We start from the raw sequence: 16575 nt of genomic DNA, 5'->3' as shown, positions 1-16575 counted from the left end.
CTCCCCTAGCACCTCTCATAATCCATCTGGTATGCATTACGCATCATATATTAGGATAGATAACCACCAAATCGATTACTTAACGCCCACTTGGCTATTTTTTTCATTTTTATACTTTACAACAGTGAACAGGATGGGTAATATGCGCCTCGTTCTCAGGAACAAAGCAATTCCTCCATAGTTCAGTCGGTAGAACGGCGGACTGTTAATCCGTATGTCGCTGGTTCAAGTCCAGCTGGAGGAGCCAAATTTAAAAAGCCCGCTTAATGCGGGCTTTTTGCTATCTACCTAAAAATCACTCTTCTTAGCATTACTTTACTTACGGCAAATACAAGAGTTCCCACCATAAAATAAATTCTTACTCTTTCTCTAGAAAAAATTGTTTAATCGTCTGGCGTAACCATTGATGCGCAGGGTCCCTATCTAACCTTGGGTGCCATGCTTGCACGATAAATATAGGCACCAATCCCAAAGGAAGTTCAATTTCAACCAATGGCAAATTAACACTCTTTACCCCTTGCAGTACATGACGAGGGAGCGGCAAAATATAGTCAGAGTTCATGGTTAACATCATGGCTGAATGAAAACTAGGCAAAGTCAATGCAACATTACGCTGTAATTGAAGGTCGCGTAATGCGTCATCAATTGGCCCCAATGTACGCCCTCGGCGCGATACGCTAATATGTGGGTAATGTGTTAAGCTTTCAGGCGTCACCTGCCCGATAATTGGATGCCCTGGGCGAACTAATGCTTGAAAAGTACTATTAAATAAGCTCTGAGCCTTTATTTCAGGGTGCCAGTCTCGAGAGGAACCGATAACCAAATCCACCTTGCCACTGCGCAAGGAATCATCTTCAGTATCACTTTCCGCGATAAAAATTAAACTACTTTATATCCATCCATGACTTAGTAGTGATTAACTACGATTAACCTCTAAACTTGAAATAATATACCGCTCATCAACTCAGATTTGTCTCAGTCTTTTCGTTAGTGTATGGCCTTGATTAATCACCACCACTCTATTTTCGATCAAACTTCCGACAGTTCGCACAGATAACAGGCAAACAAACAATTTTTTCGATATTCTCCTTTGACAATGCGGTGAGAGAAAGCTAATATCCTCTGCGTGCCAAGGAGTTCCTCCATAGTTCAGTCGGTAGAACGGCGGACTGTTAATCCGTATGTCGCTGGTTCGAGTCCAGCTGGAGGAGCCAAAATTTAGAAAAACCTGCTTAAGGAAACTTAAGCAGGTTTTTTGCTATTGAACGAACTAAATAAGCCACCTATTTACGTTATTTGCGCGATCTATCCCTGAAATAAGCTATAATCGTGATTTCTCATAGCTATTTTTTTACTTTACCTTTATCATTCTATTCCGGCTTGAGCACTCGCTCATCATTCACTCTTCCCCTATGGAGCCGGTTTAATGTCAACTGTAACTACCCTAACGATCCGCCGCCCTGATGATTGGCATGTTCATTTTCGCGATGATGATATGTTAAAAACGGTCGTTCCCTATACCAGTGAATTTTTTGGCCGTGCGATTGTCATGCCGAATTTAGTGCCACCAGTCACAACGATTGAAGCCGCAAAAGCTTATCGTGAACGCATCCTAAAAGCGGTTCCAGAAAGGCATCAATTTACCCCTTTAATGACCTGCTACCTTACTGATAGCACAGATCCTGTTGAAGTGGTTCGTGGCTTTAACGAAGGGGTATTTACTGCCTGTAAACTCTACCCGGCTAATGCAACAACAAACTCTAGTCATGGCGTATCTGATATTAAAAAAATTTATCCCGTATTAGCTGCGATGGAACAAGCAGGAATGCCATTGCTGGTCCATGGTGAAGTCACCGCAAGCCATATCGATATTTTTGACCGCGAAGCGTTGTTTATTGAGCAAGTTATGTTGCCATTACGGGCACAGTTTCCAAAACTCAAAGTCGTTTTTGAACATATAACCACCAAAGAAGCGGCTCAATATGTCCAAGAAGCAAATGAATTTACAGCTGCAACTTTAACACCTCAACATTTGATGTTTAACCGTAACCATATGTTAGTTGGTGGTATAAGGCCGCACTTATTTTGCTTGCCTATTTTGAAACGTAATGTACACCAAGAAGCATTACGTGCAGCCGTTGCTTCAGGTTGTGACCGTTTCTTCCTTGGTACCGACACCGCACCACATATACAATCACGTAAAGAGTCTTCCTGTGGTTGTGCTGGGGTCTTTAATGCTCCCACTGCATTAGCGGCTTACGCGACTGTTTTTGAAGAGCTTGGTGCTTTGGTACATTTCGAAGCTTTTTGTTCACTAAATGGTCCTAAATTCTATAACTTATCCGTAAATGAAGGAACCATTACGCTAACTAAAGAACAAAATATTACTTGCGAATCGATTGATTGCTGTAATGATAAATTAGTTCCTTTCTTAGCAGGGGAAGATGCTCGCTGGAGTGTCGCTCTGGGTCAGTAGTTTATACACCAATGGGAAGTTCAAAATGCTTCCCATTCTATTTTTACAATCCTTATTATCTGTTTTATGCATTTTCTGCTATATAAACAAAAAAAATGTTTTATTTGCTTTCTTATTAGCGAAATCTCCTTATACTAAAAGTGGACTCATCACGAGGTCATTGCTCTTAGTCAGTTATAGATATTTATTATTTATCACGATGTTTGATTAGGAGGTTTATATGAATAAAAAAAATGATGTCATTCAAACCCACCCAGTAGTTGGCTGGGACATCAGCACAGTCGATGATTACGACGCTATGATGTTGCGTTTGCACTACCTCCCCGAGCAAGATAAACACACAGGTGATGCTATTGTGGATAAAACCATGTGGCTAACGACTGATGTGGCTAAACAACTTATTCATATTCTCCAAGCAGGCGTAGACAAGATAGAATCAGGGGAATATGTTGAGTTTGATTTTAAAACACACTAGGAAAATAAATGGATATTAGTGCCACTAATATCCATTTAATTTATTCATCTATATAGATAACTATATGTCTTTATATAATTATCTTATTAATTAATTACTAATTAGCAATTTCAAATAAGAACACTATTTATTGTTTTTATTAATCCTTGGTTGACTTCTCTATCAATTCCAATTTATTGTAAGCCATCTTCTTGAACAAGGATGTTCCAATGCGAATATTAGTTATTGATGAATGTTATTATACACGTCTTGGCATTACAGAATATTTATCTAAAAATAAAAAACTCGAATTTATTAGTACAGGATGTATAAAAGAAGCCATTGGTTTTATGAACACAAACCTACCAAGCATTATACTGGTGAATCTAACCTACTATTGTAATTACTCTGATTACTGCCCTACTCTACAGCAGTTATTAAGTAATACTAATAATGCACGCTTTTATATTTATATTAATGCTCCTTATCCGCAAACAAACAACCCATTATTATTAAAGGATAATTACTTTATTCTATCAAAAAGCATTATCATTCAAACGCTTGATAAAGTTATTCGTGACCATGAACAAATAGAAAAAATCACCAAACTTGCTAATAATATTGAGTCATCCATTTTCACGATTAAAGAACAAAATATTATTAATAACTGGATGAATGAGACACCCAATCATATTATTTCTCGAAAACTAGGAATTAGCAATAGTACTGTCTATTCACAGAAAAGACATATCGCATCTAAAGTTTTCGTCAAAAATAGAATTGAGTTATTTTTTATATATAATGTATTTAAATATTTATATTAAAAATGTTTTAATTTAAATCGACTAAAACAAAACTAAAAGGCCTGACTCCGTTTGAATAACGAAATCAGGCCTTACAAACCGGTCAGCAAAAGTGTCCAATTTTATAAAGTCACTCTAACTGCTGCTGACGAGTCATAAATTTTAGTTCTATGATTTTATATCTTTATTTTCAATAGCGATAACTCGAGGTTTTTCTTCATCCGGGATTTCATATTCAATATCCAGAGTTAGTAAACCACTAGATAACTCAGCACTTTCTATCTTCACATTTTTACCGAGATTAAATTCAAGGGAAAACTTATTTTGCGTTATTCCTTGATGGATCCATTTCTCAGAATCATTAACTAATTCTGCTGATTGCTCACCTTGAACATACAATTTCCCGCCTTTTAGGGATACGCTTAAGTCCTCTTCCTTATAACCTGGAACACTAACCGTTAATTGATAGCTTGTTTCATTTATTTGTTTTAAATTATACGGATGCTCTGAAGTTAAAGGCCTATTACCTGTTAGCTGGCTAAACAAACGATCCATTTGGTCAAATCTGTTAGAAAGTAAGCTATCGGATAATGTTGGGAATAATGAAAAAGATCTAATGTTAGACATAATTTCTCCTTCAATATTTTTATATCAAACTAAACACATACGACTATGCACCATTACCTGTGTACCTAGTATGGGATAATGCTCTTTCTTGGTGCAATTCTTATATAGTGCCAGTTACGCGTATTTCAAGTCTTAAATTACACTTCTTTACAAAATGGCGTTACCTGCTGTAAACCATAAACAAATACCCCATGAATTTCATACGAAATGTATGGGGTATAAGCAACGTAATGACATCGAATGAAATAAATTTTTTATTTCAATTAATTTTATCTTGCTCTAATCAGCCCTAATTACAGGGCTTTCTTATTATAGAGAACATCAATAATTAGTTATCTTTATTTAATAATCCATCGGATAAACGGTGACGTGACTTATTAAAGATTTTATTACTGACTTCGCGACCTGCACGGCGTGCGCGTTGTTCTTGCTCTGGAAGTTTCATTTCTTCAGTGCAAGACGAACTGCAGCAACCTTCGTACTTTTCTGCACAGCTAGGGCATTGGATAAACAGCAAGTGACAGCCATCGTTACGGCAATTGGTGTGTGTATCACAAGGTGCACCACATTGGTGGCATTGTGCTAATGTGTCTTCTGTAATACGCTCTCCCATTCGGTTGTCAAAAACAAAGTTTTTCCCTTTAAACCTCAAAGGCAACCCTTGTTCCTTCGCCTTACGTGCGTATTCAATAATCCCACCTTCAACATGGTAAACATTTTTAAAGCCATTATGCAGCATATAAGCACTGGCTTTTTCACAACGGATCCCACCAGTACAATACATTACGACATTTTTGTCTTTTTGCTCTTGCAGCATTTCCACCGCCATTGGCAGTTGCTCTCTAAATGTATCTGAAGGTATTTCAATCGCGTTATCAAAACGCCCTACTTCGTACTCATAATGATTTCTCATATCGACGAAAACAGTATTTGGGTCATCAATCATTTCATTCACTTCGTGAGCTTTTAGATATTGACCTGTATTTGCAGGGTTAAATGTTTCGTCCTCAATACCATCAGCCACCACGCGCTCACGGACTTTCATACGCAGCACCCAGAACGATTTACCGTCATCATCAATCGCAATATTTAAACGTAAGTTATCTAATGCGGGGTCTGTTGCATAAATAAGTTCGCGCAATGCGCCCACATTAGATTCCGGCACACTGATTTGCGCGTTAATACCTTCTTTTGCAATATAAACACGTCCAAAAACGCTTAATGCTTTAAATTGTTGGTACCATTGATTACGAAATTCGTTTGGGTCTTGGATATTAAAATATTTATAAAAAGAGATAGTGGTGCGCGGCTCAACTTCTGCCAACATACGTTCTTTTAATATTTTATTTGAAATTTGGTTATGTAACACTGGCATGGTGTTCTTAATCCTATTTAACTCATTGATAATATTTTAATTTAAATAAATTCAGGCGAGCTGCCACCCTATTTAAATCTTGGTGAGTATTATCCCTCTTATTATGTTAATAAAAAACCCTTTATTTGTAGGGTTATCGTGATAAAAATATTAACCAATCGTTTTAGGTTGAATTTTAAATCACTACGAGATATTTTAGTTTGCATTTCGTTATGTTATAACATTTTTTTGATAAACCAATTTAGCTGACTGAATGATGCGATTTTTTCCTTTCTATTTTCTATTTCTGTTTATGGTTGCTCCACAAGTAGCGGCACACCCTCATAGTTTTATTGAAATGCAAATTTCCCTTGAAAGTAAACAAGATAAATACTCAGGGATTAGCTATGTTTGGAAAATGGATCCAATGACATCAGCGGATATCGCGTATGAATTAAAAGGCATTAAACCGGATGACCCGCGTTGGAAACAGCAAGAAGCTATTATTATGGCGAATGTATTGATGCAAGATTATTTCACTGATTTTTATTATCAGGGGAAGAAAGTCAGTTTTAAACGTATTCCTGATAGCTACCATTTAGAAAAAGATGGCTTTTCTTTAGTTTTCTTCTTTACCGCTTCATTTATGCAACCCCTGCCTATAGCAGGTTCCCATGTGGAAATTCAAACTTACGACCCAACATTCTACGTCAGCATGACTTACCAAAATAAACAGCAAGTTAACCTACCTTTAGATATTGCAGCAAATTGCCAGATGGAACTACAAGAAGCAAATGTGACCGATTCAATGCGCGCCTACGCTTTCTCTTTAGACAAAAGTGATAGCCCAGAAGAAGATTTGGCACTTGGCAAACAATTTGCACAACGGGTTGATATTCAATGTCCATAATGCCTTTACGTACGCAAAGACTAATAATTACTGCGCTGTTTATGGGGCTTATTACCTATGCCGCTTGGCAGCTATACACCCACTGGGGATCATGGTTACAACTTAGCCTAGCTTGGCAAAAACAGTTAAACCAAGGGTTATCTTACCTATTGCAAGAAACCACCTCTCGTCCATGGTATGCAGGCGGGTTACTGGTGGTTGCCAGTTTTGCGTATGGTTTTTTGCATGCCCTTGGGCCGGGGCATGGCAAATTAATTATTACCACTTATATTGCCACCCAAGCGACTCATTTAAAACAGAGTGTTATCATTAGTTTACTTGCCTCGCTCTTACAAGGGCTTGTTGCGATTACTTTAGTTTCCTTAGTCTTGATCCTATTCCAACTCTCTACTAAGCATCTCAACCAAGCCAGTTTATATGCAGAGCAAACGAGTTATCTATTTGTCATTTTGCTGGGTAGCTATTTATGCATCAGCGCATTGCGTCGTGGCTGGTCAATCCGCAAATCAAGACACTTGGCACCACTCAAGATAAAAAGCATTCAACCACTGAATTCATCAACGAAAGCAATAAGTAAAACAAAAGCCCATAGCCACTCGGACAACTGTGGTTGTGGGCACCAACACGTTATCCAGTCCCATCAATTACAATCCAGTTTTAAAAGTAAGCTATTGATTATCCTATCGATGGGTATCCGCCCTTGCTCTGGGGCAATTCTTGTATTGCTGTTTTCTTATGTCATTGAGGTCTATGCGTGGGGGGTTATCGCTGCCTTAGCAATGGCAATGGGGACTGCATTAACTATTTGTTTAATCGCTATTTTTGTTCATTTAATGCGTGATAATGCGGTTCGAGTATCACGCTTAAAAGGAAAGTCATTTTCCCCATATTGGGCAATCACACTGAAAATTTTGGCAGGTATTTTATTTATTTTGATGGGGGTTTTGATGCTACAAAGCATCGGCTTAGAACAGTCGGTTTCGCCACTCTTGCGATAAACCATTAAAAAAGGGAGGGCTCCCCCTCCCAGGCATTTGCCGAAGTCACGGTGTGGTAGCACACCGTTTTATGCGCAATGTCAACTGCTTACTACTTATTGCCAACTACCAGATGGCTAATGGTGAAGCTATGCAGGTCCCCACCACTAGCCATCCTTACTACTTCATTTAACCAATTAACTCAATGCGAGCAGGTAAGCCTTGGCGTACCGATGCCCCCGAAACCCAATCTAACCACGTGTTAGCAACTTCACGTGTTGGGTCAGCAAACCCAAGGTCATTTAAGTTAATTCCTGAACCATTTGCCGCATTCATTGGCATAGGTTGGCCATCCAGATAATGCTGTTTCGCTCCCATCTCGGTATGCCCATAGCCATGTTCAATCGCAAGCACTCCAGGCATTACGCCATCAAGTACGCTTACTTGGGCTTCAGCATGCCCCCCCGGTGTGGTGATCCTAATCCAATCTCCATGTTTTACCCCCATTTTCGCTGCATCATCGGGGTGGATAGCAACAAGATTCGTCGGTTTCACATGGCGGAGCCGTTCAATAACGGTGGTTGAGCTGCTCATCACATGGGATTTAAATGACATCAGCTTCAGCGGCCACTCTTTTTCTGGGAATACTGCATTCACATCATCCCCATTCGCCATACGAGGCGGGTAATACGTCGGGCAACCGCTATAACGTTCACCCGTTATGGCATGGCGATTAACGGCCACCGTTGGGTTCCAAATTTGTAAGCCTTTTTTCCATTGAGGACCTGTTGCATCGCCATCCCACGCTTTTTCATAAGGCGCAAAACGGCCACCTCGTGTGAAAATATAGGCAACACGGCGAACTTCCTCTGGTTTTAAAGTCCGTGTAATAGCCGGTAAAATACGCTCCACGCCACTGATTTGGATATCTTCTGTTGCGGCTTCAGGGACTGGTTTCTCCCCTAACCACGCCATATTTGCAGCAACTCTTAAGTAATAGTCTTCCGCTGTATTGAGTGAATGCATGTTGCCATCCATATCCTCAATCACGTTATCGCCAAAGCCGGGTAAATTAAGTTCTTTCGCTACAGCAATACAGAAACTCTCCATCGAAACTGGCTGGCCGTCCGCTGTTTTCGCAGTACGTGACTCAACAATCGGCCAACGTGCTGTGCTGGCTTTGACCTGCACGCCAGACCATGGTGCACTAAACCCCCAACTTTCGAAGTTATGGGTATCTGGCACAATGTAATCTGCCAATGCCGTGGTTTCATTCATAAAGGCATCAATACCAATAATCAGCGGCAGGTGTTTAGGGTCTTTCAGTTTTTCTTCCATCACCTGACGAATACCTGCAATACCATATACAGGGTTAGTCATATTGGTGATCCACGCTTTCAGTGCGTAGGGGTATCCCATCAAGGCAGATGCTAACTGCTCTGTTAATTGACCTTTAGCAAACGGGTACCAAGGGGCTTTTGCTGGGTATGGATTTTCACCCGCTGCCTGACGTGCTTTGAACTCATCTGATTTTTCATACACTTCATTACTGCGCGACAGCACCACACCTTTAGGTTTCACTTTGCCTTTATAGCTGGCAATTTTATAACGCGGCCCATCGTTTTCCCCATTGAATTTACCACCACCAACAGAGACTCCGCCTTTCAAGTTCAAGTTACCGATCAATGCGTTAAGCATGATAACTGACCATGCAGTGTAGAAACCATTACCGCCCATCATACCGCCATGAGAGATGACAGCGGCTTTTCTATCATAAGAAGTTAATGCTTTACCCAGCGATTCAATCGTTTTCACTGGAACATGGCAACGCTGACTGTATTCTTCCAAAGTCATACGATTTGCCGCTTCTTTTAAACACTGGAAGCTAGATTTAACGGTCACTTCACTGCCATCGTGCAAGGTGACTTGGCGTGTCACAAAGAGCTCGGCTGTAGGCGTTTCATCAGCCAGTTTTAATTCACCCGCAGCATCTTGCACTAAATAAGCTTTCTCATTGTCACCTTCCCCTGTGATATAAGAAGAAATTAACAATTTACCTGCTAATGGGTGGTTATCATCCGTGATCACTAAATGTGTTGAGTTAGTCCAGCTTTTCTCCCCCACGGCTTCCATGGATTTCTCACTTGGCACACTGAGGTATTTTGCGTTGTAACGGTTATTTTCAATGATCCAGCGGATCATCCCCATCACCAATGCCGCATCCGTACCCGGTTGCACAGGAACCCAATGACCGTGGTCATTCGCTAAAGTGGTTGTTAATGGTAATGCAGGTGATACCACCACATAGTTAAATGAATCACGTAAACGCGCTGTGGCTAACTGGCGGCCTTGGCGCTTAAATGGGTTACCTGATTGTGCAGGTGATGTCCCTAGGAATAGCGCGAAACGGACATTATCCCAATCGGGTTTAACGTGGGCATTTTTGTCCAAATCATCCATTAATGCACCGGAACCCGCACGGTAAGCCAGTCCACAATAAGAACCGTGAGCACCGAAGTTTTTACTGCCAAAAGCATTTTGTGCAAAGCGACGGATAAAGCCATCACGGCCGTCATCACCTGCGTTGGTCACTAATAATTGGTTAGCTTTTGGCCCCAGTTTAGGTTGAGATGGGTCTAAAGGCGTTTCTAAGTCACGAATCGCCCGTAAGCCATCCACATGCCCCTCACCAAATAAATCGCCCCCTTCAACCACTTCTTTAATCAGTTGTTCAAAACTGATGCGCTCCCATTTACCTTCGCCGCGTTTACCCACACGTTTCATCGGTTCAAGGATACGCAATGGGCTCGTTAAACCTTCCATTAACGTCGCACCACGAGCACAGGCTGTCGAACGGTGTTCAAGGCCTGATTCTCCACTCATTTTATTAAATGCCGTTTTCAGTGGCATTCCATAAGGAAAGTGCTCTTCATGGGAAAGTGGATGATAAGGGTTCCCCGCGATACGCAATACTTCATTTTTTGCTGTATCGACGCGAGCACGGATACCACACTGGGTCCAACAACCAAAACACTGGGTCATCGCAACTACTTGTTCTGGGTTTTCTTGCCAGCCTTTAAGTGCCTGTCCTTCAGGGCGTAAAGAGTTACCATTAAGCCTATCAAGAGTGACTTTACCTGACGTACCATTAACCAGACCATCGACTGCACGTTTGGCAACATCACGGTAGCTTGCACCAAATAATGCGATACCACCGACAACCAAACCACCTTTAAGCCATTGACGTCTTGAGAATTTAGCCATGTTGCACTCTCCTCGCAAACCAGCGAACACCTTCACGAACAATAATTGTTAACGCAATCCATAAACCGAATGTACCGACGATAGCCAATAATCCATCTGTTCCCAGTGGGAAATGGTATGGGTTCGCGATAATGTTATATTTTGGAACCGCTTGAACTTCCATCAGGAAAATCCAACGTAATGACCAAGCAAAAGCCATTGAAATTAAAGCTAGAACAGTAATGTATGGAACGGAACGAGTCGCTTTTAAATTACTGACGGACATTGCGAAAGTGATTAACCACAGTGCACAAACCCCCATTAGCATCCACCAGCCTGCGCTTGCCGTATCTAACTGTTGGCGTACTGCGATACCTGAAGTGGTGTCACCTGATAACCACAACGCAAAGCACACCGCAAACAATAATAATGTCACAACTTGAAAACGCGCTAAGCGATTTTGATATTGAGGTTCACGGCGAGCGCCTAAACCAACCAGTGCTGGTAATGCTTGCAGAGCACTAAGGAACATCAATACCGGTATCCACCAGCTATACCAAATTGGACGTGCGTTTAACACTGAGGCTTCACGGCCGGTATATAACAATAAACCGATAGCTGAAAGTGCGGCCAACAAGGCAACCCAACGCGTTGCTTTGAATTCTTTTTTCCAAATCAGCTTCACCACTAATGCGACAAAATATAAACCAATAAATGTGGTAAATAATGGTAGTAATACAGAGCCCCACCACATCCAAGACCATATTGTTGGATGTGCGTAAAAATGCCATACCCTTGCAGTTTGGTGTAAATCTGCGGTTAGTGCTAACGGTGCGGTGATCCCCATTGTGATAGCAATAAATACGGCGATCATTTCTAAACGGCTGTTTTCAGGTTTGTTTCTCCAATGAAGATAGCACGCGTACAGAACCGCACAAGACGCAATCCCAATGAAGAAGAAATATTGTACCGCCCAAGGTAGCCAAAAGAATTCTTGTGGCTGAGCCATTATTTCTGAAATATAAGTCACTTGGCCATTCATCAGAACACCTCCTGCCATAATGCGGGCTGCCCTTTGCCTTGCAGCGGTTGCACGAATGCGTCATCTAAACCTATATAGAAAACTTGTGGTAATGTGCCACTTTCCGGTTTGAGTACTTTTATTTCAGCCTCGTGCTCTGTCAGCATTTTACGAATAGTACTGTTCGGGTCTTTTAAATCCCCAATAATGCGCGCACCACCGACACAGGATTCAACACAAGCAGGTAATAAACCCACTTCTAAGCGATGAGCACAGAATGTGCATTTATCTGCAGTTTGCGTAGAGTGGTTGATAAAGCGAGCATCATATGGGCAGGCTTGCACACAATAAGCACACCCAACACAGCGTTCGTTATCAACGACAACAATGCCGTCTTCACGTTGGAAAGTCGCTTGAACTGGACATACAGGTACACAAGGAGGGTTATCACAGTGGTTACATAAACGGGGTAACAGTACGTTGGTAAACCCTTCTTCACCTTTCACTGCGACTTGATATTGATTCACTGTCGTTCTAAATTGACCTTGTGGGGTTTGGTTTTCAACCGAACAGCTTACCGTGCAAGATTGACAACCGATACAACGGCGCAAATCAATCAACATTCCATAGCGTTTTTCTGGATTGCCTTCTCTGCGTGTCGGGGAAAAATTTAGCCCTGCTTCTGCAATGGGAATCAACGATGCCCCCGCAGTTACGGCTCCAATTTGTTGTAGAAATTTTCGTTTACTCAGATCCATAATTGGCTCCAGTATTGACATTGCTAATGCGAAAATAAAAGTTATTAATCAATATGTTATTTGTATTACATGCGTTATTGACAATGGGTACAGTCTCGTTAAGATAACCACTGAAATTGTTATTTCTCTTTAAACCCGATGGGTTATCTTGATAAAGCTTGTAGTGCCATTGTAAGAAGAGTGGAGCCACTGCCCTATTGTGGTTTACCACATACCCGTAGCTAAATTGATCTAACGCAACGAATAACTCAAATATGTTAAAAAAATCGTCTAGACCGTTGTATCACATACTGTTAATCATGCTACTGACGTGGTCTTTGCCAGCAATTTCGGCCCAGTGGACTATCGGGGTATTGGCCTTACGTGGCCCCAGTTCAACCCAATCTCATTGGCAGCCTTTGATTGATACACTCAATGAGTCGATTCCTGGGGAGCGTTTTACGTTACAACCTCTCAATTTAGATGAGATGAAAGAGGCGATTTCCAATCGCAAGATAGATTTTTTGTTGACGAATCCTGCCCAATTTATTCAGTTAGATAACCGCTATCATTTACGTTGGTTGCTCTCCCTTCGCTCAGACGTGGAGCCCAACAGCACAACGCGTAATGTTATTGGCAGCTTGATATTAGTTCGAAAAGACAGTGATATTTCAGAAGTTAAAAACCTAATAGGCAAGAAAGTCGGAGCAATTTCACCAGATGCTTTTGGTGGCTATTTGTTAGGTTACAAAGTGTTGAGGGATATGGGCTACGACGCTGCCAAAGACTTTAAGATGCAATTTTTAGGTTTCCCTGCAGATGCATTATTATACGCATTGCGTGATGATTCATTATCCGCAGCTATAGTTCCTGTCTGTTTATTAGAAAACATGCATAGCGAAGGGTTGATTGATAAAACACAATTTCGCCCATTGATTCAACATCCAAGCTCTCTCTCTTGTTTAACTAGCACAGAACTGTATCCAAATTGGTCTTTTGCCGCCTTAAGTGAAGTGCCGGACAATTTAGTCGACAAAGTCACCAAGACATTATTATCAACAGATAAAGCCGCTATGCGTTGGGGAGCTCCCGCGTCGGTGACTCAAGTCGAAACCTTACTCAGAGACGTTAACCAACATCCGCAACAGCGTCAAATCTGGCAGGATATCGTCAGTTGGACCATTCAAAACCAAATCACTATCAGCCTTGTCGCTTTATTTTTTGTGTTACTTGGAATAAATCATGTTTGGATTGCCTTTTTGGTGAGACGTCGCAGCCGCCAATTAGAAGAAGCGCATAATCGCTTGCGAGAGCAAGAAGCCAATTTACAAAAGGCACAACGGTTAAATATTTTGGGGGAAATGGCATCTGGGTTTGCCCATGAATTGAACCAACCGCTGTCTGCAATCCGCCATTATGCCCAAGGGTGTATTCTACGCCTGACTAAAGAGTCTGAAAGCCACCCATTAATTAGCGCATTAACTAAAATCGACGACCAAGCTCAACGTGGAGCCGATATCATTCGCAATTTGCGTCTCTGGGCGGGTAAACCAAGCCATGACCCCGCAATCACATTGAGCCAGCAATCGGTTAAACAGGCTATTAATCATATTTGGCAATTATTGCGTGCAGACCAGCACTATCCCAATTCGAGGTTAATTTTACCTGAAACCCCTGACGTCTCCCTGATGTTGCCAGACACGTTACTAGAACAATTACTTTCTAATTTAATCAGTAACAGTTTGCAAGCAGGGGCAACCCTACTGCGTTTCGAGTTTCATTTTTCGCAGCAACATTTTTTACTTGTTTTACAGAACAATGCTGGAGGGATGCCTGCGGGTCAATTAGAGCAAGGTATCACGCCATTTGCGACAACTAAAAAAGAAGGTTTAGGGTTAGGTTTAGTGATCTGCCAGCGTTTGATACAAAGCCAAGGCGGAGACATTCGTATCGAAAATAACCTAAGTGATGATGGGTTACATGGCTTAATGGTCACTCTTATTTTCAATTATCACAATAAAATCGTAGATTAAGCATGTTTTGCCACGTAATTGATAACATTCACATTAACTATATGTGACAATGGCTTTATTGCGATAATCAATGCTCATTATATAAAGCACCTTATTTGTCACCCTCTACACGACGAGGTATATGTATGCCAGTAATCCATCTCGTGGATGATGACCCCGATGTGACGGATGCCTGCCAATTCTTACTAGAAACATTGGGCTATAGCGTTACCGTTTGGAATGACAGTGAAACATTTATCCAAAATGCGGCATTACACCAAGAAGGTGTGGTGTTATTGGATATGCGCATGCCTAAATTAGATGGACGACAAGTTCACCAATACCTTAGGGAACAACACAGTACATTGGCTGTGATATTTTTGTCTGGCCATGGCGATATACCGATGGCGGTGGAACAAGTGAAACTTGGCGCTGTTGATTTTCTACAAAAACCCATTGATAGCCAACAACTTGCTAAGACCTTAGAACAAGCTCAATCACAAACCACCAAAGCCACTGAAGGGCATTTAATTAAGCAGCGCTATGAAACGCTCACCCCTCGTGAAAAAGATATCTGTGGTTATGTGTTGCAAGGCTTAATTAACCGTGAGATTGCTGAGGCAACCTGTGTTTCTGTACGCACCGTTGAGGTTCATCGCTCTCGCGTCATGGAAAAAATGGCGGTTCGTAACTTAGCTGAGTTAATGAGCACCATGCAGGCAATTAACGCTTTAAACGAATAATTTGATATAGTTTATATCATGCCTTTTTATTAATTTGTGACTAATATATTCGGATAACAATGATACTAGCTCCAAAATTTCAAAAACGGTTTCTCCACCCTCGTTACTGGCTAACTTGGCTAGGCATTGGCGTGTTATATCTTCTTGTATTATTGCCTTATCCTCTCATTTATTGGATGGGAACGCGTTTAGGGTTATTTTCTAAACGCTTTTTGAAAAAGCGGGTGAAAGTCGCAGAGCGAAATTTGCAATTATGTTTTCCAGACATGAGTGAGCAAGAACGGCAACGCTGTGTTGACAAAAACTTTGAATCTGTCGGCATGGGCTTATTTGAAACGGGCATGGCTTGGTTTTGGCCTGATTGGCGCGTTCGTCGCTGGGTCAAAGTCATTGGGGAAGAAAATGCTGTTGCTGCCCGCCAAACAGGTAGAGGCATTATCGCGCTTGGTGTTCATTTTTTAACCTTGGAAATGGGTGCGCGTGCCTTTGGCATGTTAAATCCGGGCATTGGTGTATATCGCGCCAATGATAATGACCTCCTTGATTGGCTACAAACCCGTGGGCGGTTACGTTCCAACAAATATATGTTGGATCGCAAAGATATGAAAGGCATGGTTCGTGACTTAAAAAATGGGGAAATTTTATGGTATGCCCCCGACCATGATTACGGCCCTCGCAATAGTACATTTGCGCCTTTGTTTGCCGTAAAAGATGCAGCGACAACCAATGGCTCGCAAATTATTTTACGTCTGGCTTCCCCTTTAGTGGTGCCTTTTACACCAAGACGTTTACCTGCGGGTAAAGGTTATGAATTAATCATTCAACCTGCCATTGATGATTTCCCAATTGAAGATAATGTGGCTACCGCAACCATGATGAACCAAATTATTGAAAAAGAAATCCTCAGAGCACCAGAACAATATATGTGGCTACATCGCCGTTTTAAAACGCGTCCTGAAGGGGAGCCTTCGTTATACGGAGATTTAGATAAAATCCATCATTAATAATTAGTGTAAGCAGATAAATTATGGCGTGGTTTTTCAACTGTTTTTTATGATGCTTTTCTTACTGTTTTTTATACTGTTTTCTCTAAATATATGGCGTGATTTTTCAACTGTTTTTTATGATGCTTTTCTTACTGTTTTTCATACTGTTTTTCCTAAATAGTCGGGTCTACAGCTAGGCGGGAAAATGAAGACATCCCAAAGAGCGTACATT

14 protein-coding genes and 2 tRNA genes are annotated in these 16575 nt (G+C 41.3%); 10 read left to right on the top strand and 6 right to left on the bottom strand.

Going from position 1 to position 16575, the window contains the following annotated elements:
• Positions 1-171 precede the first annotated feature (171 nt).
• Positions 172-247 (top strand) — tRNA-Asn (locus tag SJ312_RS01545).
• A 111-nt stretch (positions 248-358) separates the two neighbouring features.
• Here the strand turns inward: SJ312_RS01545 and SJ312_RS01540 are convergent.
• On the bottom strand, positions 359-844 hold the full coding sequence (locus SJ312_RS01540) for a LysR substrate-binding domain-containing protein (protein WP_228677251.1): 486 nt from the start codon (positions 842-844) through the stop codon (positions 359-361).
• 294 nt (positions 845-1138) lie between these two features.
• Between SJ312_RS01540 and SJ312_RS01535 the strand changes: the two genes are divergently transcribed.
• The 4 genes from SJ312_RS01535 to SJ312_RS01520 all read left to right on the top strand — a co-directional run bounded on the left by SJ312_RS01535 (position 1139) and on the right by SJ312_RS01520 (position 3754).
• Positions 1139-1214: transfer RNA gene (locus SJ312_RS01535), tRNA-Asn, on the top strand.
• Between the two features lie 212 nt (positions 1215-1426).
• Positions 1427-2476, top strand: a complete 1050-nt coding sequence (pyrC, locus tag SJ312_RS01530; protein WP_166184882.1) for a dihydroorotase — start codon at positions 1427-1429, stop codon at positions 2474-2476.
• Between the two features lie 220 nt (positions 2477-2696).
• Positions 2697-2951, top strand: coding sequence for a biofilm formation regulator BssS (bssS, locus tag SJ312_RS01525; protein ID WP_004255804.1), 255 nt, complete (start codon positions 2697-2699; stop codon positions 2949-2951).
• 209 nt (positions 2952-3160) lie between these two features.
• Complete coding sequence (locus SJ312_RS01520) at positions 3161-3754, top strand: LuxR C-terminal-related transcriptional regulator (RefSeq protein ID WP_153673605.1); 594 nt, start codon at positions 3161-3163, stop codon at positions 3752-3754.
• A gap of 147 nt (positions 3755-3901) precedes the next feature.
• On the opposite strand, the gene SJ312_RS01515 is transcribed toward SJ312_RS01520, so the two are convergent.
• On the bottom strand, positions 3902-4360 hold the full coding sequence (locus SJ312_RS01515; protein ID WP_036957864.1) for an Hsp20 family protein: 459 nt from the start codon (positions 4358-4360) through the stop codon (positions 3902-3904).
• Between the two features lie 328 nt (positions 4361-4688).
• A complete protein-coding gene (locus SJ312_RS01510; RefSeq protein WP_004255839.1) occupies positions 4689-5735 on the bottom strand; it encodes a rhodanese-related sulfurtransferase in 1047 nt (348 codons plus the stop codon).
• 253 nt (positions 5736-5988) lie between these two features.
• Between SJ312_RS01510 and SJ312_RS01505 the strand changes: the two genes are divergently transcribed.
• Together SJ312_RS01505 and SJ312_RS01500 are read left to right on the top strand one after the other, a co-directional pair.
• Positions 5989-6624: a DUF1007 family protein gene (locus SJ312_RS01505; RefSeq protein WP_094960764.1), complete on the top strand. Its 636-nt coding sequence runs from the start codon at positions 5989-5991 to the stop codon at positions 6622-6624.
• Positions 6615-7622: a nickel/cobalt transporter gene (locus SJ312_RS01500; RefSeq protein ID WP_036957865.1), complete on the top strand. Its 1008-nt coding sequence runs from the start codon at positions 6615-6617 to the stop codon at positions 7620-7622. Before SJ312_RS01505 ends, SJ312_RS01500 begins: the two co-directional genes overlap by 10 nt.
• A gap of 168 nt (positions 7623-7790) precedes the next feature.
• Here the strand turns inward: SJ312_RS01500 and ttrA are convergent, their stop codons facing one another.
• Genes ttrA through ttrB form a run of 3 tightly spaced genes read right to left on the bottom strand, consistent with a single transcriptional unit; the run spans position 7791 to position 12623 of the window.
• Positions 7791-10865 (bottom strand): tetrathionate reductase subunit TtrA, encoded by a 3075-nt coding sequence (gene ttrA / locus SJ312_RS01495; RefSeq protein ID WP_004255849.1) that lies wholly within the window; start codon positions 10863-10865, stop codon positions 7791-7793.
• On the bottom strand, positions 10858-11904 hold the full coding sequence (gene ttrC / locus SJ312_RS01490; protein ID WP_110591500.1) for a tetrathionate reductase subunit TtrC: 1047 nt from the start codon (positions 11902-11904) through the stop codon (positions 10858-10860). The genes ttrA and ttrC overlap by 8 nt, the downstream gene beginning before the upstream one ends.
• Complete coding sequence (gene ttrB / locus SJ312_RS01485) at positions 11886-12623, bottom strand: tetrathionate reductase subunit TtrB (RefSeq protein ID WP_036957869.1); 738 nt, start codon at positions 12621-12623, stop codon at positions 11886-11888. Before ttrB ends, ttrC begins: the two co-directional genes overlap by 19 nt.
• 254 nt (positions 12624-12877) lie before the next feature.
• Here ttrB and ttrS point away from each other — a divergent pair, with 254 nt between their 5' ends.
• From ttrS to SJ312_RS01470, 3 genes are all read left to right on the top strand, one after another.
• Complete coding sequence (gene ttrS / locus SJ312_RS01480; protein ID WP_319866768.1) at positions 12878-14635, top strand: tetrathionate respiration histidine kinase TtrS; 1758 nt, start codon at positions 12878-12880, stop codon at positions 14633-14635.
• A gap of 125 nt (positions 14636-14760) precedes the next feature.
• On the top strand, positions 14761-15357 hold the full coding sequence (gene ttrR / locus SJ312_RS01475; protein WP_004255863.1) for a tetrathionate respiration response regulator TtrR: 597 nt from the start codon (positions 14761-14763) through the stop codon (positions 15355-15357).
• A gap of 59 nt (positions 15358-15416) precedes the next feature.
• Positions 15417-16361, top strand: a complete 945-nt coding sequence (locus SJ312_RS01470; RefSeq protein WP_096864193.1) for a Kdo(2)-lipid IV(A) acyltransferase — start codon at positions 15417-15419, stop codon at positions 16359-16361.
• Positions 16362-16575: the final 214 nt, after the last annotated feature.

Origin of the sequence: Providencia sp. CIM-Carb-044 (genome assembly GCF_033901115.1) — a bacterium.
Classification (GTDB): domain Bacteria; phylum Pseudomonadota; class Gammaproteobacteria; order Enterobacterales; family Enterobacteriaceae; genus Providencia; species Providencia hangzhouensis.
This window is presented reverse-complemented; position numbering and strand designations above follow the sequence as displayed.